A 20,618-nucleotide genomic window follows, 5' to 3' on the forward strand; every position below is an offset into this window, starting at 1 on the left:
TTCATAGGTTATTTCATTTTTACGAAACTCGACAGATTCATTGTTTACGTCCCATCAAAAAAACTGACCACACAACGTTAACATCGTGTGGTCAGTTTGTCAAAAAAGGAAGAAGGCGAAATCCAGCAAAAGCGATTTCACCTCCTTTACGTTAGTGTTTTGTTCTCTTAACCTTTTCTTAAACTTTGTCCTCTCGCGGGTAGAAAAAGTGTTCCATCCGTTGATACACGAGCTCTTCCCCTACAAAAAATACTGTCTCCCCAGCTTCAAATTTGGCATAAGGCCCGGGAGAGAGTAACAAACGATCATCGTGCTGTAACGCAACCACGGTGGCACCGGTTTCTTGCCAAATATTCAGTTCTCCAATGGATTCGTTTAAATGCCGGGCTTTGTCATCTAGTTTAATCTCATAAGGCAAAAAGGGCGCGGTCTGTTGGATGCGTTTGGTGTGATTTACCAAAATGTCTAATAGGGAAGAAAAATTCTCCAGCTCCTGTTGCTGGCGGTCCACACTCTGTAGGATTTCTTGCTTCATCTCCTGAATCGAACTAACGTCGTGATACTGGGCCAAAAATGCTTGGGCCTTTTCTCGGGAAGAGACATAGGCCCCGCTACCGTGACGGACTTCCATGATCCCCAGGTCCACCAACACATTGATGGCTTTTCTGGCGGTTTCTGGCGATACGTTAAAATTACTAGCCAAGGTGGAGCGAGCGTGGAGTTTCTCCCCTTCCACATAGCGCTTGTCCACGATTCGCTGAGCCAATTCTACCGCAATCTGTTGATAACGAGGAACCGTTAATTTTTTTCCAGTCATCTCATTTCCTCCTGCTTTCCTTCTTACACTCACTTTCCCATGAAATGAGGAAAAGGACAAGTAAAAAGAAGCTAGGACAAAAGTCCCCTTCCAGTTTTTCGAAGCGCCCCTGTTGTAGTGGAGCCGGAAAAAGCCGAGACGCTTCCATGAAAGAATCTAGGAAGCGTTTCGGCTTATCTTTGCAAGTTCAATTCGCATGTTTCTTTAGGCGAACTAGACAAGGTTTGTTTGTTATCTACCGCGCGGGACTAAATTGCCTTCAACTGCACAATCCGTTCGGTCACGGCTTTTTCTTTTTCAAGATAATCTTTTTCTTTGGCCCGTTCTTGGTCAACTAGTTCTGCCGGTGCATTGGCTACAAAGCGTTCGTTAGCCAGTTTTCCTTGAACGCGAGATACTTCTTTTTGCCACTTGGTCAATTCTTTTTCCAAGCGGGCGATTTCTTCTTTGATGTCGATTAAACCTTCTAGTGGCAAGTAGATGGTCGCTCCCGTTAGAACAGCAGACATAGCCAAATCAGGCGCTTCAACAGTGGAGGAAATCACCAATTCTTCTGGATTACAGAAACGTTCGATATAGTTTTTGTTTTCCACAAAGAACTCATCGATGGCTTGGTCACTGGTTTGAATCAAGAGTGTAATCGGTCTGGACAATGGTGTATTGACTTCCAAGCGAATATTTCGCACGGCGCGAATTAATTCAATCAAGCTAGCCATGCCTTTTTCTGCCGTTTTATCCTCAAATTCTGGATGGACCACAGGATAATCGGCCACTACAAGTGATGTGCCAACGTGAGGCAGTTTGCTCCAGATTTCTTCGGTGACAAAGGGCATAATTGGATGCAAGAGACGCAAAATTTGATCTAAAGTATACACCAAAATGCTCTTGTTGGTCACTTGAGCAGGACTGGCTTCTCCATAAAGGGTTTCTTTACTCATTTCGATATACCAGTCACAGAAATCATCCCAGATAAAGTTGTATAACTGGCGACCAGCTTCCCCAAATTCAAAGCGGTCAAAGAGTTCGGTAACTTTTGCTACGGTTTCGTTTAAACGACTTAAAATCCAGCGGTCGGCTACAGATTTTTCTCCGATAATGTCAATGTCAGTAGCACTCATGCCTTCTACATTCATCAAGACAAAACGAGAAGCATTCCAAATTTTATTGATAAAGTTCCAAGCTGCATCCATTTTTTCATAGCTAAAGCGCAAGTCTTGACCAGGAGCAGAGCCATTGGATAAGAACCAGCGCAAGGCATCGGCACCGTATTTTTCAATGACATCCATGGGGTCAATGCCGTTCCCTAGTGATTTACTCATCTTACGGCCTTGTTCGTCTCGAATCAAACCGTGAATCAAGACATTGTTAAATGGTCGTTTGCCGGTAAATTCCAAACTTTGGAAAATCATCCGGCTCACCCAGAAGAAGATAATATCGTAGCCGGTAACCAATGTATTGGTTGGGAAGTAGCGAGTGAAGTCTGGCGCTTCTTCATCAGGCCAGCCCATGGTAGAAAATGGCCACAACGCAGAACTAAACCAAGTGTCCAAAACATCGGGATCTTGTTCCCAGTTTTCACTATCAGCAGGAGCTTCCATGCCTACATAAAGTTCACCCGTGGTCTTGTGGTACCAAGCCGGAATCCGATGGCCCCACCACAATTGACGGGAGATTACCCAGTCATGGACATTTTCCATCCAACGCAAGAAGGTTTGATCAAAACGGGGCGGGAAGAATTCCACCGCGTTGTCAGTTCCTTGATTGTCAATGGCTTTTTGTGCTAATGGTGCCATGCGAACAAACCATTGGGTGGACAAGCGCGGTTCTACTACCACACCGGTACGTTCGGAATGTCCGACACTATGAATCATTTTTTCGATTTTCACCAAGCGACCGATTTCTTCTAGGTCTTTGACAATCATCTTCCGAGCCGCAAAGCGATCCATGCCGGCATATTTGCCCGCTAAGTCATTCATCGTGCCGTCTTCATTCATCACATTGACCCGAGGAAGATCGTGGCGATTACCGACTTCAAAGTCATTCGGGTCATGGGCCGGAGTGATTTTCACTACACCAGTTCCAAATTCCATATCTACATATTCGTCTGCGATAATTGGGATTTCCTTATCCACTAATGGCAAAATAACCGTCTTGCCAATTAAGTGGGCATAGCGGGCGTCTTCAGGATGAACAGCCACCGCAGTATCCCCAAGCATGGTTTCTGGTCGGGTCGTAGCGATTTCCACTACCCCAGTACCATCTGCCAAAGGATAGCTCATGTGATAAAAAGCTCCTTCCACATCTTTGTGGATGACTTCAATATCAGATAAAGCAGTACGAGCTTTGGGATCCCAGTTGATGATGTATTCTCCCCGATAGATCAAGTCTTTTTCAAATAACGTTACAAAGACTTTCCGTACTGCTTCGGACAAGCCATCGTCTAAGGTAAAACGTTCTCGGCTATAATCCAATGACAAGCCCATTTTGCCCCATTGTTCTTTAATGTGATCGGCGTATTCCCCTTTCCAAGCCCAAACTTGGTCCACAAATTTTTCCCGACCTAAGTCATAACGAGAAATGCCTTCTTCCCGGAGTTTTTCTTCCACTTTTGCTTGGGTAGCAATCCCCGCATGGTCCATCCCCGGCAACCATAAAGTATCGTAGCCTTGCATCCGTTTTTGGCGAATCAGCATGTCTTGCAAGGTAGTATCCCAAGCGTGGCCTAAATGCAATTTTCCGGTGACATTTGGCGGTGGAATCACGATGGAATAAGGTTTGGCATCAGGAATGCCACTAGGTTTAAACAAGTCTTGATCCAGCCAGTTTTGGTAACGGCCAGCTTCGACTTCATTCGGATTGTACTTAGTTGATAAGTTTTCAGTCATTTCTTTTCCTCCTTTTACACTACAAAAAAAGCACCCTAAGAAAAATCTTAGGGCGCTTAAAAGCGCGGTACCACCTAAATTGCAGAAAAATTCCTGCCTCTCTAGCGTGTGTTAACGGACACGAAGCGTTTAATCCTACTGATTTCAGATCAATGACTCCCAAGCTACCTTCACTGAAGCGGGTAAGGACTTTCCAGCGCCGCCCTCTCTCTAAAACCGCAATCTACAGCTACTCCTCTTGTTCAACGTCTTGACTTATTCTACAATGGAAATTTCTGAAAGTCAAACTGCTACACCCTTTGTAAATCGGACAAAAAAGCGTGGCCGTCTTTCCTCAAAGAGTTGGTATTGAAGTTTCATCGGTACACTGGATGATGAAAGCTGTGACTTGTGTTGGGATAAGAAAGTCTGATTTCAGCTCTACATTAGGCTTTTTTCTGATAATTTTGATCAAAGAAAATCAACGTCTGCAACTCCGTGGTCAAATCAATGTATTGTACGTGAACGTTATTTGGCACTTCCACTCGATCAGGAGCAAAATTTAGAATCGCTGTAATGCCCGCATCCACAATTTGATCCACAGCGTCTTGAGAATATTGACTAGGCACAGTAGAAATCGCCACTGTACTGCCTAACTCTGCCACCACTTCTTGCAAATCACTCATAGGATGCACGAGATAACCGTCAATTTCTTGCCCATAAACTTCAGGATTATCATCAAAGACTGCCATAATATTCAAATTGCTATTGCGGCGAAAATTGTTTTTTGCCAAGGCTTTCCCCAGATTACCAAAGCCTACCAAAACAATCCGTTTTTCTTCATCGGTATTTAAAATCTGATTGAAAACTTCAATCAAATAAGCCACGTCATAGCCATACCCGCTACGGCCCAATTCACCTAAATGAGAAAAATCTCGACGAATGGTGGCCGAAGGAATTTGAGTAATCTCGCTGAATTCTTTGGATTTAATCCGGGTCACCCCAGAGTCTTGGAGCATGTTCAGATAACGTAAATACAACGGCAGGCGCTTAGCCGTAGCTTTAGGTACGTTTTTTAAATTTAATTCATCAACCATAGGAGGCTCCTTTGTTCGTTTTTTCACATAGTTAGTGTATCACGTACCTACTTATCACGCAATAGTTTTCATCCCCCAAGCACTCCCTATTAAAAGCTGGGAAAAGACTGTTCTAAAGGCAAAAAACCGCCAAAGCCCATTATGAGGTTTTGGCGGTAGTGCTATTACAATTTATAATAGATCGGCAAATTCTGCTTCTTGGTGACTGTTTTGTCCGGGAATGATTTCCGAAATACGTAAATCAGCCAATGAACGGGCCATCATTCCTTCAATATCCAAGCGTTTTTCGTAGTATTGCACTTTTTCTAAACTTGGACGAGTCTTTGGTTGAGGCGGAGCAAAAATCGTACAGCAATCTTCAAAGGGTTGAATGGCCAATTCAAAGGTATCAATGGCTTGGGCGATGTCGATGATTTCCAACTTATCCATAGTTACCACCGGGCGGATAATCGGTGTGGTGGTAACTTCATTAATCGCCATCATAGATTGCAGGGTTTGAGACGCCACTTGTCCCAAAGATTCCCCATTGATAATCACTAAACCTCGGCGCATGTCCCGGATTAAATCCGTTAAGCGCAACATCATGCGGCGGGTAATGGTCATCCAATACCCTTGAGGCACGTGTTTTTTGATTTCTTCTTGAATTTCCGTAAACGGTACTTCGATAAATTGAATCTTGCCCACATAAGGTGTCAATTTTTCAGTTAAATCCTTGGCTTTTTGCAAAGCTTGTTCACTGGTGTAAGGAGGTGATGCAAAATGCACCGCTTCGATTTCCACGCCTCGTTTCATGGCTAAATAACCAGCCACCGGCGAATCAATCCCGCCTGATAGCATCAACATGCCCCGACCACTGGTGCCAACAGGAAGGCCACCAGCGCCTTGAATGGTTTCATAGGACAGGTAAGCGCCATTTTGACGAATTTCCACCCGCAAATTAATATCAGGCCGTTTCATTTGGGCTTTAATACTTGGTAAAACTTGAAAGACTGCTGAACCCAATGTTTGGTTTAACTCATCTGAAGTTTGCACAAAATCGTGGTCACTGCGCTTGGCGGTGATTTTAAAAGTTTCGCTACCGGTATAAATGCTCTTCATCAATTCTTGCACCGTAGCAATAATCACATCTAAGTCTTTTTCCACCCGGATACTAGGAGAAAAATTTTGAATACCAAAGACCTTGGTCAACCGTTCCATAACCGGCTGGCTATCGGTACCATTGAGATACAGATGCATCCGGTCCCGGTCGCCTTTCACGGTGACATCAGGAAAAGCTGCTAAAGCCCCTTTAACATTTTCTGCAAGGCGCATGATAAAACTGCGGCGGTTTTTTCCTTTAGTAGAAAGTTCCCCATAGCGCACCATAATTTCCGTATAATTTAAGTTCATTGTGAACTGCTCCTTTTATCTAAATTAAATTTTAGCGAATTTTTCCGCTAACTGCCGGAAGATGATTAAAAACTGTTCCACTTCCGCCATCGTGTTGCTCTCATCTAGCGAAATTCGTACCGCTGAAGTGGCTACTTCTTCTGGGACTGCCATGGCGCCTAATGTGGAACTAGCTGTCTTGCTGCGACTGGAACAAGCGCTGGTAGTAGAGGTATAAATCTGCTTTTCTTCCAAGGCGTGAACCATGACTTCTCCTCTGATTCCTTTAAAGCCAAAGGTCAAAATATGGGGTGCAAAATCTGCTTCCCCGGAAAATATCGTCACTTGAGGAGTTTTAGCTAGTGCTTCTTGTAAATACTTCTTCAGCGTAGCCACGTGTTCTGGTCTTTCTGCTTTTTTAGCCAGACTTAAACGCAATGCTTTAGCCATGGCCACAATTCCCGGCACATTTTCTGTACCACTGCGACGATTGTCTTCTTGGCCGCCACCACTTAAAAGTGGGGTCAATTTACGACCTTCTTTCCAATAAATAAAGCCCACGCCTCGAGGTCCATGAAATTTATGGGCAGAAAAGGTGGCAAAATCCACTCGAGACGTCAGCCATTTGTCTTGGGGAACTTTAGTGATAGCTTGTACCGCATCCACATGAAAATGAATCTTAGGATGACTTTCTAAAACTTCAGAGATTGCTTGAATCGGTTGCATGGCACCGATTTCGTTATTCACTGCCATGACAGAAACCAAAATCGTTTCTTTTTTAATCAGTTTGGCAAGAGCGGCAACATCTACAAAGCCTTGCTTATCCACCGGGGCAATGCTGATTTCAAAGCCTAGTGCTTCTAATTCGAAGGCTGCTTCCCGAACGGCGGGATGTTCCACGGCGGAAATAATCAAGTGATTGCCGTATTGTTTTTTGGCTAAAGCCGTGCCTTTAATGACCCAATTGTCCCCTTCTGTACCCCCAGAAGTGAACCAAATTTCATGATGGCCTACTTGCAGTAATTCGGCAATTTGTTTTCTCGCTTGTTGCAACAAGCGATTGGCTTGGTTGCCCAAGTCATGCAGGCTCGCTGGATTGCCGATAATCCGCTGGCTAGTCTTCACGTATGTATCTAAAGCTTGGGGATGGATGGGCGTGGTGGCACTATTATCAAAATAAATCATTTGGTTATCCTTTCTACTACTATATGTATGTAACCTTCAGTGGTCAAAAAAATTCTTTCTCATTATATACTCTGTTTTGCCTCCAAGCAAGAAAAGCCGGCTGACTTGCCTTATTCTCCCCAGCAAAATGCTATAATAAAGAAAAATCGGGAGCCAGACAGTTCTCATTTTGGAGGGATTTTATGCGTTTTGTTCACTATCAAAAAGACCAGCAAACACTTTTAGGTTTCATTCAAAATGAACAAGTTTATGCAGTCAATGACTGGTTAAAGAGTGACTACAAAGATTTAGTAGACTTTTTGGAAAATGGAACGGCAGAAGAATTAACCAAACTGCAAGACCCATTGCCTTTTACAACCACAAAAGGAATGCCATTGTCCAGTGTGCAGTTATTGTCGCCAATTGACCGCCGTCGCCAAGAGATTTTATGTGTCGGGGTGAATTATGCCGCCCATGCAGTGGAGACTGGTCGTGTGTTAACTACCGAGGCCGCCCGCCAAAATCCTCCAGTCTTTTTTAGCAAACGCGCAGCCTATCTTTTAGGAAATCAGGCATACTTAACGCCCCGCTTTGACCTGGATTCTCATTTGGATTACGAGGCAGAACTTGCGGTGATTATCGGCAAAGAAGCCAAAGACGTCTCGACAGAAACCGCCCTAGACTATGTATTTGGTTACAGTGTCTTTAACGATTTCTCCTCGCGCCAACTTCAACGACGCCACCAACAATGGCTCAAAGGCAAATCTTTAGACGGCTATAGTGCAATGGGTCCTTGGATTGTCACTAAAGATGCCTTTGATATCACAAAACCTCATCAAGTCACTTGTAAAGTAAATGGGGAAATCCGTCAAAATGCTTCCACAGATGAAATGATCACAAAAGTACCGGAAATCATTGCTACTCTTTCTGCTGGTATGACCCTTTATCCCGGTGATATTATCGCTACCGGAACTCCTGCTGGTGTGGCATTAGGTATGGAAAAGCCCGCTTGGTTGAAAACTGGCGACAAAGTAGAATGTGAAATCAGTGATATCGGTTCGTTAACGATTACCATCGGTTCCCCCACGGTCAATGCAAAAGGAGAAAACAAATGAAATATGAATGGCGCAAACATGAGCCTTATAAAGCAAAAACCAAAGCGGAATACGTAACAATTCCCAAACAGCGTTTTTTAATGATTGAAGGTGCTGGTGATCCCAACGAAGCAGACTTTGCCACACACGTGAGCGCACTGTACGCTTTAGCTTACCCGATAAAAATGAACTTCAAAAAAATGGCCCAATCTATGGACTGGCAAGCCCACTATCCCTTTGAAGATTACACGGTCTTTCCTTTAGAGGGCTTGTGGAGTACCACTAACCCTAAAGATTTAACAGACAAGTCTTCTTTTACTTATCAGATCATGTTGCGGCAACCAGATTTTGTGACTGAAGAATGGGTTGAAGCTGCCCGAGATACCGCGAAAGCTAAAAAGCCTCATCCCTATTTAGATGAGGTGCAACTAATCGAGATTACCGATGGCCCTTCTGTGCAAATTCTCCACAAAGGCCTCTTTGATACCGAGCCGGAAAGCTTTGCGAAAATGGATCAACTTGTGGCAGAACAGGGACTTTTGCGCCGGGGCTATCAGCATCGGGAAATCTATTTAACCGATGTACGCAAAACTGCTCCAGAAAAAGCGAAGACGATTTTACGCTATTTTGTAGCAGCTGAGAAGAATTGAAATGGAAAAGGAGTGTTGGTGAAAATTCACCAGCACTCCTTTTTTTACCAAAAATCTTTAACAGATAAAAAACCTCGCTTTATTCCACCAAACCGTATTTCTTTTTAATCCGTGCTAGCTTTTCCAAGAAAGGCTTGGCTAATAGCCCTAGAAAAATTACCGTGGAAATGGCATGGATTAAATCCATAGGGGCGCCCGAGATAAAGACCGCAATCAACGCTTGCACATTGATCACTGAAGTAAACATCAACAAAGACGCAGGGTTCATAATCAAACCATAAATAAAGAAAATGCTAAAAAAACCAAAGATACACAATGAAGTTCGGGTCGCTTTTAACCAACCTAGTCGATAAAACAGCCCGGCCACAAAGCCAATCATGCCAAAAGCAAACATTTGCCAAGGTGTCCAGGGCCCTTGACTAAAGAAAATATTGGAAACCAAAGCGGTTAAACAGCCTACTAAAAAACCGGCTTCTGCTCCAAAGGCCACCCCACTAATAATCACAATGGCAGCCACCGGTTTAAACTGAGGCAACATGAAAAAGGCGCCTCGACTGGCTACTGCAATGGCTACTAAAACCGCAATCACAATCAATTCCCTTGCTTGAGGCTTGCGATCTTCAAAAATCATAAAAAAAGGCAACATCGCCAAAACTAGTAAAAGCAAACTGATTACCAAATAATGCCGGTCACCAATTTTCATGCCAAAAAAAATCACCCCTGGCACTAATAAAAACAAAATAAACAATGCGACTTTCGTCCGGCGGCTAATTTTTTTTTGCTTCACTGGGGTTTGCCAAATTTCCTCGATTTCACTCTCCTCGCTCCTTCTTTTGGCTGGCTCTTGAAAAGTAGGTGAGCTTGCGGAGAATTTGTGATCTTGGTAAAAATCATTTAAGAAATCCTTTGTTTTTTGAGACATTCAATCACATCCTCTACAGTCACTGCATCTGGAAAATAGTTGCGGGCCATGCGATTGGCCGCAGTGGTATAAAAACTATTGCCCGCAAAGAAATCCCGGGCTGATTTACTAGAGACGACGCTGCCATTAAAGAATAAGCCACAGCTGTCAGCAAATTTCGCCACAAATTCCACATCATGGGAAACCATTAAAATCGTCACCCCTTGTGCTTTCAACTGAAGTAAGATTTCGCCTAATTGGGCTTTATAAAAATCATCCAAACCTTTTGTCGGTTCATCTAAAAGCAAAATCTGCGGTCGTAGTAATAAAATTTTTGCTAAGGCTAAGCGCTGTTGTTCTCCACCACTTAAATCATATGGATGGCGATCCACCAACTCGGTTAACTGAGTCAGCTCTAAAATTCCTGCTACTGCTTGATCTTTTCTCATGGATGCTTGGTAAGCGGCGCTCTTTTGTTCTTTAGGGCCATCAATGACTTCAAAAAGATCTTCTGAAACCGTTTTTTTCACAAACAAACTTTGAGGATTTTGTGGCAAGACGCCTAAGAAATTACGGTACAATTCTTGATCACTGTATTTGTTTAATGCACGCCCTGCCAGTTTAATCTTTCCCCGATAAGGCCGGCGCACCCGACTGATTAAGGACAAACTGGTACTTTTACCGGTTCCATTGCCACCGACTAAAGCAAAAAACTCTCCTTTGGCAACTTTCAGTGACAGTCCTTTGATCACATCAGCCTCTGTTTTCTCGTAACGAAACCACAGATCTTTTACTTCAATCATCGCATCTTTTCTCTTTTGGGGCTGTTCGGCGGCTTTTTTTAAAGGACTTAGGGAAAATTCACTAAGCCAATTGCGCCCTTCTCTCACCGTTAAAGGTAAGTTTTCAGGAGTAAAAGCTGCGGCAATCTGCATGGGAGCCGGCATAGCCACAAAGAGATCTCCTTGACTGGTTTGCAATTGGTGTCCGATTTCTTTTGGGGGTGCTGCGGCAACTAAACGTCCTTGATCCATTAGTAAAACTTGGTCGGCCATGGGTAAAACATCTTGCAAACGGTGTTCTGTCATTAAAATGGTTGTGCCAATTTCCCGGTTGATTTTTTGAAGAGTTTCCAAAAAATCACTGGCAGCAATGGGATCCAGTTGCGAAGTCGGCTCATCTAAAATCAATAATTGCGGATGTAAGGCCATAATGCTGGCTAAATTTAACAATTGCTTTTGGCCCCCAGAAAGCTCGCGCACATCTTTTTCAAACCAGTGTTGAATGCCAAAATAAGACGCCATTTCCGCTACCCGCAACCGAATGGTAGGAGTGTCATAACCTAAGCTTTCTAAGCCAAATGCCAACTCATGCCAAACTTTATCGGTGACAATTTGATTATCGGGGTTTTGCAAAACAAAACCAATTTGGCTAGCTTGTTGACGAGTACTCAACTGAGATAAGGGTTTTTGGTCAAATAAAATTTGTCCAAAAGCTTTTCCGTAAGGCGCTAAAACTGGTTTAAACTGCCGTAAAAGTGTGGTTTTACCACTGCCGCTTTTACCGAATAACACATTAAAACTCCCCGCTTCAATGGTTAAGGAAAGATCTTTTAACGTGGCAGTTTTTGCTTCCGGATAATAAAAATCAAAGTTTTCCATCGTTACGAGTGTCATCACAAAGGCCTCCAGTTGAAAAATAATAAGGGACGGTTACGCTGTGGTCCGCCTTTTTGGTCAATTTGTGCCATTGATAGTCTTCATATAGTCCTAAAAACAAAGGCAGATTGGCCAAACAAAAGAAAGCCAAAAATCCAAGTCCGCTACCAAACGTTACCGGCCAGCCTTTCATAATCAGCTGAGGATTATAACTGATGTAAAGACTGCCCTTAGCCCAACTTAAGAAAAATGCGCCACTGGTCACGACTAGCCAACCAAGTAAAAATCCATCTCTAAAATCAAAGCGATAAATAGCAAAAGCCGTCCGCCCTTTTAAGCCATAGCCCCGGGCTTTCATGGAGTCCGCGGTCTCAATGGCATTTTCCAGCGCCCAAGTGATCATAATCGAAAAGGTGGTCACTCCATATTTAATCTTTTGCCACCAGCGGCCGTTGTGCATATCTCGGCCAATACTTTTTTGTCCATTGCGAACTAATTTCAGCTGGTTCTGAAATTTCGGCACAAAGCGAAAAACCATGGAAAGAATCAGGGAGCTTGCGGGAATGATTTTGCCAAAAAGATAAATAAATTTATCACTGGTCATCACCAGATTATAAGTACTAAACCAAGTTAGACTCACCCCTAAAACCAGTGCTAATGCCACACCATAAACAATTGCTTCCAAAGTGATGGCATTCCCATTTTCTAAATAAAGTAACGGGGTCACTCCATAGTGATTAAAAGCTGGATTGACCAAAGCCACCACAATCATCCCCGGTAGCAAAAACTTACCAAATAAACTGCCCATACTTCGCCAGCCTTTCAGCCGCACGCCATAGGCAAACCCACTGCCTAAAGACAACAGTAAAATTACTGGATGCAAACAAAACATACTGATTCCTAACACCAGTGCGTAGTATAAAAAATTTATCCCGGGATGGGCTTGTATAAAGGCATCATTTTTTTTGTTCATCATCTAATCAGAATAGTCTTTGCTACTCTGCTCCCTTCTTATTTCGCTGCCCCAAGATCTTGGCCTAAATCACAAGTGTATTCCCATTTAATCACATCGCCATCATGGAGGTCTGTGTATTTGGAACAACCATAATTGGGAAACCAGCCATTTACTTGGAACATCCAACCGGACAGTCCCCCGCAATCAAATTCATAGAGTTGATTAATGCCTTCGATGTAATAGGCATCATACATCGGGGTCCAACTGGCTTCCATTTGAATCCCTGCGGCTCTTGTGGTCCGTACTAACAAATCATAAACCGAATCACCAGCTTTTAAGCTGACTTTTGTAGGTGCTAAAATCCACCCATCTTGTGGGACGAAGCCTTGTTTTTCTTTGGCTAATTGATCCCAGTTATTCAAAATGGTTTTAGCAGAAATAGACAATGTCACCGTTGCGTCTTGGGTTGGAACAGTTTCCGTTTGGTTGGCCTCATTTTGACCAGTTGTGGAGGGTTCTCCGGTAGTTGTTGGATTTTGCTGGCTTATTCCATTTTGGTCTTTTGCAACACCTGCTGTTGAATCAGCCTCCTCAGTTGAAGTGGTTGTGACTTCTTGGTCACTAGTACCTTCTTGTGCATCCTCTGAGGTTACCTGGCTCGCTTCACTAGCTACTGTTTGGGTGTTTGTGGACTCTTTCGTCGTTTCTGACTGGCTTCCGGCTACGATGTAGTAATCCACATCGCTTTCTAAAACCCGGAATTTCAAAGTTGTGGTTTTGCCTTGTTCTAAAGTAAGATTAGCCCCTTTGACCGCTTTGAGCTTACCTTTGACTTCTCTGACTAACAAAGCTTTGTCCACCGACCACTTCACAGGTAAGGTGATGGCTAACTCCGGTGTTCCTGCCAGCTCCATTTTTTCAATGTGCAGTTTTAACGCTTCTTGGGCTTGATTGGCTTGCTTTTTAATGGCATCCAAATTTTCTTTTCCAAAGGTTACCCGTAAATTTTGCGTCACCGGATTTTGGACTTGTTGTCCAGGATAAAACCAAGTATAGCGAATCTTATCTTGCTCCCCGGTAAAGCGATAAGTCTCTTCTTTGCCCACAATGGTAGCCAGTTGTTCTTTTTTAATCACACCATCTGCTGGCAACTGGGTTTCCAAAGACAATGGCGTAACTTTTTTGGTGGACTTATCTGCTTGAGAAGTGCTACAAGCAGATAAGAAGACCGTTAATAATACTAATATGCTAACCGTTAGACGTTTCATCCCCATTTTCCTTTCCTCTTTTAAGCCCGTTTTTTCCAAAACCAGAAACCAGTTGCGCTAGCGGCCGTGCCAAGTGCTACTACCCCTGCGACTTCCACTGCAACTGGTACTTTTTGTGCCGTGGTTTTTTCTTTAGTCTTCGCTTTTTTCTGACTACTTGTTGTAGCAGGTTCATAGGTTTCTCCTTCAAACTGCCAATCTGCGGCTTTTTTCTCAGCAGTTTTCTTTGGCGTCGCTGCCTTACTAGTAGTAGCAGGCTTTCCGGATTGAGTATTGGTGCTTACGTTGGTAAGAGATTGTGGGTTTTGTCTTGTAGTCGTTCCCGTATGACTTCCTGAACCACCGTTCATTACTTGAATAGAAGGAACATTGCCTTTTCCACTTCCACTAGTTGGCGTATCCACGACTGGCTTAGGAACAATCACTGCATCTGCTTGTTTTAAGTGTTGCAATGCGGCTTCTACTGCCGTTAACTTGTCAAGATTTGTCACTAAAGATTGGGCAGCGTGGCTCAATTGATTATAGGCTTTGCGAACCAAAGCGATTTGGCCTTCGTCTTGTAGTTGAATGAAAGCTGGTTCTGGTAACTTATTAATGGCCAGAATCACTTTTCCTGCGGCTGCTTGATTTTCTGCTTGGGTTTGTTTTTCTTCTTCTGCTGCTACCAATTGCGCAATGTTTTTTTCTGCTTGAAGCAATTGATTATAGACCGTTTGTTCAATTAGACTTTGTTGTTTTTGGCTTAATCCTTCGTAGGCCAATCGAGCAGAAGCTACGGCATTGCGTTGATCTAAACTTGTAATGGTGCCTAATGCTTTAATTTGTTCCGTTACTTTTTTGGCTGCATCTTGGTCGGCTGCAACTGGGACATCGTTCATATCGTAAAGGGCATTTTTATCTTGTAAAAAGCGATCATAAGCAATTAACGCGTACATTCCTTGTTCCGTGGCCATGCCGTCCACTTCTCCCGGAGCGCCCCCACCGTTACTCTCTCCTCCAGGTAAAACGTGCATAAAGCCACTACCTGCTACGTGGAAACTCTTTAAAGCAGTGAGTAAATCATACTTCTTCACAAAACGTTGATCTTCAGTGGGGTTAATGCCTAATGCAGTTAAAGCGGTAATGACTTGGACCACTTCTTCCACGTTTTCAGTGGAACTATCTCCAAAAGTACCATTTTCATTTTGTTCATTTGAAAGAGCGGTTAACCCCCGTTGTGTGGCAGCGGCTACCCGGCTGTCACTTTGATAAGGTGCCAAAGCTTGCAAGGCCATTCCGGTTAAATCAATGCTGATTTCATCACCGAAGAGATTCCAGCCACCATTTTTTAATTCCTTTTGCAAAAGAAAATCAATTAATTTTTCTCGCGTAGTATATTCACTGACTCCAGCTGGTTTGGTAAACTGATAATCTTTGCGACTATCCACTGCAATCAAAGCAAAAATGGCCCCATTGACTCCTTGATAAGTAACTTTTTTGAAATCACTTAAATAATCAAATAAATTGTACCCGCCTACGTCTTGGGCATCTTTTCCGATAGCCGTTAATGCTAACGCCAAACGAGAATATTCCGTATATTTTGCTCTGTGAAGTTCTCCTTTTACTTCTTGAATATGACTTACGACATTTTCGTAATAGGTTTTAAAGAGTGGATTATTCAGATCATAGCCATTTCGTGCCAAATCCATAATCAACCATTCATTGTTGAAATCCGGTTGATAGTTGGTAAAGAGACTCAATACGTATTGATTGGTTTCTTGAAGTACTTTTTCATAGCTGGCTTGTTGCGTCATTAATTCTTCCATGCGCTTTTGAGCTTTCGTCAATGTGGCATAATTTTCGACTAGGGCTTGTTGGTCTTGTGTGAGTTTTTCATAGTTTTCGGCAATCGCGTCAATTTGGCCTCGGTCTTTTAAGGATAACTCTGCTAATGCAGGCAAAGCTTTAATTTGATCCATGACTGCCTGGGCTTTTGCCAAATCAGCTTTTAATTCCGCTAAACGCTGACTCACTTTTTGCCATTTTTCCACTAACTCAGCCGCTAGCCGGTCTTTTAATTCATCCCTCAACCCATCGTATAAGGTAGCAACTGCTGAAGCTTGGTCAATATCAGCCATAGTTAACTCACTCGCTTCCGGTAAAGCAGTAATTGCCTCTGTTATCTCTTTCACCGCTTTTTCGTCGGCTTTTAGTTGCGCCATAATCTTTTCTGCTTTGTTTAAGATGGCGAGTAACTCGTCACTGATTAAGGCCTTTTGGTTAGCGGTCAAAGCTTCATAGCTTTGGCGGGCATTGGTAACAAAGGTTTGATAAGACAATGACCACATATTCATTTGATCCAATAACTTCATGTATTCTAAGCTTTGGATAACATTTTCCACCGCTTGTTGGTCACTTTCTAATTGATACAAGCGCTCTTGACAGCCTTGTAATTTTTTTAAAGTCTCAGAAGTCAGCAATTCCTTTGCTTCCGGTGATAACAATTTGTATTCTGAGCTTGCCTTATTTATTGCTTCTTGATCGTCTAAGGTCACATCAGCAGGTGCCGGCAATGCGTTGATTAAATCCGTCACTTTTTGGGCTGCTACTTCATTTTCATCTTGAGGCAAGGCGGTCACTGGATTTTTAGCAAAATCATAGATGTTTCCTTGGTTGTTTTGTTGGAAGAGAAACTGACTCAATCCATGGGCTGCTTGATCCGTAGCCATGGGATCTGATTCAGTATCCGTCATAAGATATTTAAAGCTGCCATCCTCCATTTGAAATTCTAATAATCGCACGACAGGATTTTTGCCCTCTGCATTTGTGTAGGTTTTGCTCGTTACATCTTCCCCACAAGCGGCTAAGCCTAAAATTGCTTGAGCTTGGCTATTGGTATTTGGCCCTTCTGAATACCAACGTTCCACATAAAAATCCCCATCAGCAGTTAAATTGGTTTTCAAAAAACCAATCCCTTGTTCGATGGCTGTTGCGACTGCTTTTTGCTCTTTATAAGGAGCTAACGCCGACAACGCCATCCCCGTTAAGTCAATATCGCCGTCATTGCCATAGAGTGCCCAGCCACCATCTTTTAATTGAGCTTTTACAAGTAAATCAATCAGATTCTTAATTTGCTCAGACTGTCCTTTAAGTTGATAATCTTTCGAACTTAACGCAATGAGACCAAAGATTTGATTGTTAATCGTCCCTGTGATATCTTCTTCTACTAAAAGTTTAATCAAGTTAAAGCCACTGATATTGGTAGGGTCTCCTCCCAGACTTAAAATCCCAATGACTTGTCTTTGGGCATCAGTCCATGGTACTTGACCACTATGACTGCCATAGTTTCCATTTACTCGTAATATTTGTTCGGCTAAGGTTTTATAAGTCGCTTCCCGCATCGCTTCAGAAGCAGGGTAGCCAGAGCGGGACATGGCTAAAGCTGACCATTCGCCTATACTTCCCCGGGATTCAATGTTTTGAGACGTCCGTTTCAAAGCAGCAACAACGTCTTGAGTGCTTTGAAGCTGTGCCATTTGTTTAATAGCAGCTTCTAAAGTGGCGTAATTGTTCACTAATTTTTTTTGCGTAGCTGTTAGCGTGTCATAAGCTTTTTTAGCTGCCGCAACTTTTCCTTGATCGCTTAGTTGCAATTGATCAATCGCGGGTAAAGCTGCGATTGCGTCCGTTACTTCATCTGCGGCTTTTTGATCTTCTAATTGAGCAATTTGTTTTTCTGCGGCGACTAATTGAGCCACTAATTCCTTACCCACTTGTGCTTGTTCTTCTTTGGTTAACGCATCATAGGCTGATCTAGCTTCTTGAACTTGTTGCTTTTGTGCCAAGTCATGAATCTCACCTAAGTTTTGAATCAATTGTTTGACGGCTTCCACCGGATCTTTTTCAGGTGTGGTTGCCGGATTGTCCAAGCCTGCCAAAGCTTGATCCACCAAAGCTTGGCTAGCCGTTAAGTCCGTTAACTGGGTCATGGCAAATTGATAGGCTGCTTGATAAGCAGTCCCTTGGGCTTGCCAAGCTGCCGCGTCTTGATTGATTTCCCCAATTTTTTTGGTCAAAGCCAATTTATCCGCAATCGCAAAGGTGCCTGTTCCCCCATTCCCTAAATCCGCTCCGTAACCAACTAGGGAAAATTGAACCCGGAAAACATCTCCGTCTTCCGGTTTTTTGCTACCCATTCCCACACCGGGAAAGTCGTTGTTAACGGAATACAGCCAGCCAGACATAGGCGTGTAAGAAAATTCTCTCAAAGTGCTACCGAATTGATTTGTCGCATTCTTCAATGCGTCGTTCCCGCTAAAATCAATGAGTTCTTGGGGCACTTTGGTTTGACCATTGTCCGCATTTTCGATTCCCGATAGATAGAAATTACTTCCCACCGTTCCCGTGTGGCTGTATTGCAGACCTTGTTTTGCAAAAACGTCATCTAAGACTTGTGCATAATTCATCTCGGTTGTTAATTGAACTTCCATAGGTTCCATCACATACCCTTGGCCTAAGACAAATTTTTCTACAGAAATTGTGATGGTCTTTGTTTCGGTACTTTTGGCTTCTGCTAGTAATTTTTGCAAACTCTCTGCTGCTTCTTGCAAGGTTTTCCCATTGGTTACTTGAGCTTTTTCTTCGTCAGTGAGTTGATTGTAGCGATCAATTAACTGATTAATGCTTGTTTGGTCTTCTGGCGTCAATGCAGAAAGATTGATTCTTCCTATTTCATCAATCAGTTCTTGAACCTTTTGACTAGGTGCTACTGCATCACTAGTAGCCGGTGGTGTCTGTGTCGTGTCATTTACAGCAGGAGCATTTTCCACAACTGAACTACTAGTCGTTGCATTCGTGGTAGTTTCTGCTGATTCCGGACTTGTAGTCTCAGTAGTGCTTACCGCTGTCGAATCACTTGTTTCGGCTGCATAAACCGCCAGCCCATTGTTGACCAACACTTGCCCCATTAAAATTGTGACCGCTAACCCTTGAACAATTTTTTTCATTTTCTCTTTCCTCCTACGACTTTGCTTCGCCTTTTTATCTAAAAGTACAAAAAAGACACTCAGATTGAGTGTCTCCAGCAGCCATATTCCAAATAAACATACTAATGCCTACAAGTACGTCGAAAGAAATGGATGCTGGACAGTTCTCCCTGATATGGTGCCCAGTTCCAACAATCGAAGGTATCCTGACTTCACTTCATCCTACTTGCTCCTCTTCCCAAGTTGTCTTACCTCAGTGAGTAATGAGCGTTCGTCCATGTTACAGTAGAAAGGGACTGTCGAGGATTTTCACCCCGTTCCCTGCGATTGCTGTTCCAAGTATTTAAATTTTTTTACCTATTATGAACAATTCAAGAAACCAATACTTGCATCCTTTTTCCAACTAGTTACTACAACATTAGCTAATCTAAAAATTAAAGCTCCGCAACCCGCATAACATCTCGAGCAATAATAACCTCTTCATCGGTCGGAATAACCAGTACTTTTATTATGCTCTTTTCATCTTCAATAAACAAAGCATTTTCTTGATTCTTATCTTCATCAATGGATAATCCCAAATAAGTTAACGAATCACAGACTATTTTTCGAATCGTTGCTGAATGCTCTCCTACCCCCGCAGTAAATACTAAGGTATCCAAACCATTTAAATCTGCTGCATAAGCACCAATGTAATGAATGATTTGGTGACTGAACACATCTAGCGCTAATTTAGCGCGAGGATTTCCAGTCATCGCTGCTTCTTCGACGTCACGACAGTCATTTGATATTCCTGATAGCCCAAGAAGCCCAGATTTTTTATTCATTAAATTTTTGATTTCTTGAGGATTAAGTCCTTCTTTTTCTTGAATGAAAGGAATGATTTGTGGGTCAATATCGCCAGTCCGCGTTCCCATGACTAAACCAGCTAAAGGAGTAAAGCCCATGGAGGTGTTAACGGACTTTCCATCTAATATCGCTGCAATACTGGCGCCACTGCCGATATGACAAGTAATCACTTTATGAGCTGATGGATTTAACCGCAACGCTTCCTCTGAAACGTATTGATGGCTTGGCCCATGAAATCCATAACGACGAATACCGTATTTTTCATAATATTCATAGGGCAATGCATACATGTAATTTTTTTCTGGCATCGTATGATGGAAAGAAGTATCAAAAATTGCCACTTGTTTAGCATGAGGCAAAACTTTTTCAAATGAACGAATGCCAATTAAATTGACTGGATTGTGAAGTGGTGATAATGTACTTAACTCATCAATTCGCGCTTCCACTAGTTCATCAATTAATGTAGCATCTTGATAATACGTTCCTCCATGAGAAATCCGATGACCAACGCCTGAAATATCTTCATATGAGTTAATGATTTTTTCTTCCAACAAAGTATCTAAGACTAGTTGAACGGCTTGTTGATGATCTTTAATCGGTGTTTGTCGTTCTTTTTTTTCTCCTTGATACTTAATGCTAAACACGGCGTCCACAGAACCAATTCGTTCAATCATTCCTTCTGTAATTACCGTTTCTTCTGGCATATTAAATAATTTAAATTTCAAGGAAGAACTTCCTGAATTTATTGCCATTACTTTAGTCATAGATCTACTTCCTTTCAAAGCTCTTAAAGTATAGCGTGTACAAGACAAGCTAAGAATGCACCCGCAATTGGTCCTAAAATAGGTACCCAAGCATAATCCATATGGGCATCTCCTTTATTAGGAACTGGCAATAGGGCATAAACTAGACGGGGGGCAAAATCACGGGCGGGGTTTAGTGCATAACCAGTAGTAGACCCTAAAGCTAGAC

Annotated in this window: 14 protein-coding genes, 1 riboswitch and 1 other annotated feature; of the genes, 2 read left to right on the forward strand and 12 right to left on the reverse strand. The window is 42.8% G+C overall.

Annotated elements, in window-relative coordinates; genetic code table 11:
• Positions 1-178 precede the first annotated feature (178 nt).
• The 5 genes from AB5754_RS01320 to AB5754_RS01340 all read right to left on the reverse strand — a co-directional run bounded on the left by AB5754_RS01320 (position 179) and on the right by AB5754_RS01340 (position 7,331).
• Complete coding sequence (locus AB5754_RS01320; RefSeq protein ID WP_311832987.1) at positions 179-817, reverse strand: GntR family transcriptional regulator; 639 nt, start codon at positions 815-817, stop codon at positions 179-181.
• Between the two features lie 248 nt (positions 818-1,065).
• The gene (locus AB5754_RS01325; RefSeq protein WP_368251234.1) at positions 1,066-3,702 is read right to left on the reverse strand and encodes a valine--tRNA ligase; all 2,637 of its coding nucleotides are present in this window, start codon (positions 3,700-3,702) and stop codon (positions 1,066-1,068) included.
• Positions 3,703-3,747: 45 nt separating this feature from the next.
• Positions 3,748-3,957: a binding site (T-box leader), on the reverse strand.
• A gap of 170 nt (positions 3,958-4,127) precedes the next feature.
• Complete coding sequence (locus AB5754_RS01330; protein WP_311832985.1) at positions 4,128-4,778, reverse strand: redox-sensing transcriptional repressor Rex; 651 nt, start codon at positions 4,776-4,778, stop codon at positions 4,128-4,130.
• Positions 4,779-4,949: 171 nt separating this feature from the next.
• Positions 4,950-6,167, reverse strand: coding sequence for a tRNA uracil 4-sulfurtransferase ThiI (thiI, locus tag AB5754_RS01335; protein WP_368251235.1), 1,218 nt, complete (start codon positions 6,165-6,167; stop codon positions 4,950-4,952).
• 24 nt (positions 6,168-6,191) lie between these two features.
• Positions 6,192-7,331, reverse strand: a complete 1,140-nt coding sequence (locus tag AB5754_RS01340) for a cysteine desulfurase family protein (protein ID WP_368251236.1) — start codon at positions 7,329-7,331, stop codon at positions 6,192-6,194.
• A 182-nt stretch (positions 7,332-7,513) separates the two neighbouring features.
• Here AB5754_RS01340 and AB5754_RS01345 point away from each other — a divergent pair, with 182 nt between their 5' ends.
• Together AB5754_RS01345 and AB5754_RS01350 are read left to right on the forward strand one after the other, a co-directional pair.
• A complete protein-coding gene (locus tag AB5754_RS01345) occupies positions 7,514-8,425 on the forward strand; it encodes a fumarylacetoacetate hydrolase family protein (protein ID WP_368251237.1) in 912 nt (303 codons plus the stop codon).
• The gene (locus AB5754_RS01350) at positions 8,422-9,054 is read left to right on the forward strand and encodes a GyrI-like domain-containing protein (RefSeq protein WP_368251238.1); all 633 of its coding nucleotides are present in this window, start codon (positions 8,422-8,424) and stop codon (positions 9,052-9,054) included. The genes AB5754_RS01345 and AB5754_RS01350 overlap by 4 nt, the downstream gene beginning before the upstream one ends.
• A 79-nt stretch (positions 9,055-9,133) precedes the next feature.
• Here the strand turns inward: AB5754_RS01350 and AB5754_RS01355 are convergent, their stop codons facing one another.
• From AB5754_RS01355 to AB5754_RS01385, 7 genes are all read right to left on the reverse strand, one after another.
• Positions 9,134-9,976 (reverse strand): ECF transporter S component, encoded by an 843-nt coding sequence (locus tag AB5754_RS01355; RefSeq protein WP_368251239.1) that lies wholly within the window; start codon positions 9,974-9,976, stop codon positions 9,134-9,136.
• Positions 9,949-11,631: an ABC transporter ATP-binding protein gene (locus tag AB5754_RS01360; protein ID WP_368251240.1), complete on the reverse strand. Its 1,683-nt coding sequence runs from the start codon at positions 11,629-11,631 to the stop codon at positions 9,949-9,951. Before AB5754_RS01360 ends, AB5754_RS01355 begins: the two co-directional genes overlap by 28 nt.
• Positions 11,603-12,589: an energy-coupling factor transporter transmembrane component T gene (locus tag AB5754_RS01365; protein WP_368251241.1), complete on the reverse strand. Its 987-nt coding sequence runs from the start codon at positions 12,587-12,589 to the stop codon at positions 11,603-11,605. Before AB5754_RS01365 ends, AB5754_RS01360 begins: the two co-directional genes overlap by 29 nt.
• Before the next feature lie 35 nt (positions 12,590-12,624).
• The gene (locus AB5754_RS01370) at positions 12,625-13,842 is read right to left on the reverse strand and encodes a DUF4430 domain-containing protein (RefSeq protein WP_368251242.1); all 1,218 of its coding nucleotides are present in this window, start codon (positions 13,840-13,842) and stop codon (positions 12,625-12,627) included.
• A gap of 14 nt (positions 13,843-13,856) precedes the next feature.
• Entirely contained in the window at positions 13,857-18,821 is a 4,965-nt protein-coding gene (locus AB5754_RS01375; RefSeq protein WP_368251243.1) for a DUF4430 domain-containing protein, read from the reverse strand.
• A gap of 178 nt (positions 18,822-18,999) precedes the next feature.
• Positions 19,000-19,123, reverse strand: a riboswitch (cobalamin riboswitch).
• A 111-nt stretch (positions 19,124-19,234) separates the two neighbouring features.
• Complete coding sequence (locus tag AB5754_RS01380; RefSeq protein ID WP_368251244.1) at positions 19,235-20,410, reverse strand: acetate/propionate family kinase; 1,176 nt, start codon at positions 20,408-20,410, stop codon at positions 19,235-19,237.
• Between the two features lie 23 nt (positions 20,411-20,433).
• The coding region (locus AB5754_RS01385; RefSeq protein ID WP_368259439.1) for an aquaporin at positions 20,434-20,618 on the reverse strand (185 nt) is incomplete at its 5' end.

Origin of the sequence: Enterococcus sp. 2201sp1_2201st1_C11_2201SCRN_220225 (assembly GCF_040925905.1) — a bacterium.
Classification (GTDB): domain Bacteria; phylum Bacillota; class Bacilli; order Lactobacillales; family Enterococcaceae; genus Enterococcus_C; species Enterococcus_C asini_A.